Here is a 1018-nt window from a genome sequence, read left to right on the forward strand (position 1 = left end):
GTATGGATGCAACAGGTCGGCATTCCCGGGCCAGGTGAGGGTGGCCGTGGGCGGACCGCTATGGGCCGGGGAATACGTGACAAACCGATCACCCGTCTGGTTGGCTATCCGAATTCGGATGAGAAGATACGGTGATCGTGTTCGAAGGGACCTGTCTCCCAGGCGGACCCGAAGCGGTGCGATTTCCAGGCCCTGCACACGGACTTCAATGCCGTCGTGCGCATCCCGAAGCTTTTCTGCACTTCCCCCAAATGCCCTGGCAGCCTCAGCGAGCCGTTCGACTGGATTTTGCGAGAGACCGCCCCCAGTGGCTCCAGATGCTGCTGAATGATGACCATTCGTCTCCAGGGGACCTAACAACTCCTGAAGATCCGCGGAAGCCGTGCTGGCCAGTTTAGCCGCCGGGTCTTCCAGTTTGGGTGGTTGAGCTGACGTTTTGCCCCTCGACTTACTTCCAAAGATCCCCGTGAACGGTTGCGTCAGAACGAGAATAAACAGGAAAAACAGAACCCCGATGCTGCCAATCAAAATGTACGTGATCTTTTTCGCTCGCTCCCGGGCACGCTGTCGCTGTTTGCGGAGAAACTCCGGATCGGCCGCCAGTGGACTTGCCGGGCGATGGCCAATTGTCGAGGCGGAAGCAGGGGTTGGCGGTCCCGCTGGTGGAGCCGACGCAACATGAGCCCCCGACCAGTCACGCAGCGGCGACCATGGTCCGTTCGGAGAAGGTCCAATGAAGTCGGCTCCGCTCAGTCCGCCGCTCTGCAACCAGTGAATCACCTGTCCCGCCGAAATCGGACCGACGACCTGCTGATTGGCGGTTCGATAGATGTACCACAAGGAGCCCTGAGCCACGGGATGCTCCACGTTACCCAAAACGCCGACAGCTCCTGTTCCCTTACCGACTTTCTCCAGTCATGAAGGGGGCTTGATCCAAGAGCCGAGAGTGTGCTTCTCAGCCTCCAGGTCAACACACTTGCGATCTGGTCAGCACCTTCCAGCAGACAGTGTAACTCAG

The 1018-nt window shown here is 59.1% G+C and carries 1 protein-coding gene; it reads right to left on the reverse strand.

Annotation, left to right across the window (positions count from 1 at the left end):
• A partial coding sequence (locus H5U08_RS19755; protein ID WP_297037177.1) for a hypothetical protein occupies positions 1 to 855 on the reverse strand: 855 nt, incomplete at its 3' end.
• Positions 856 to 1018 lie beyond the last annotated feature (163 nt).

This window comes from Thermogutta sp., from assembly GCF_014359955.1.
Taxonomy (GTDB): domain Bacteria; phylum Planctomycetota; class Planctomycetia; order Pirellulales; family Thermoguttaceae; genus Thermogutta.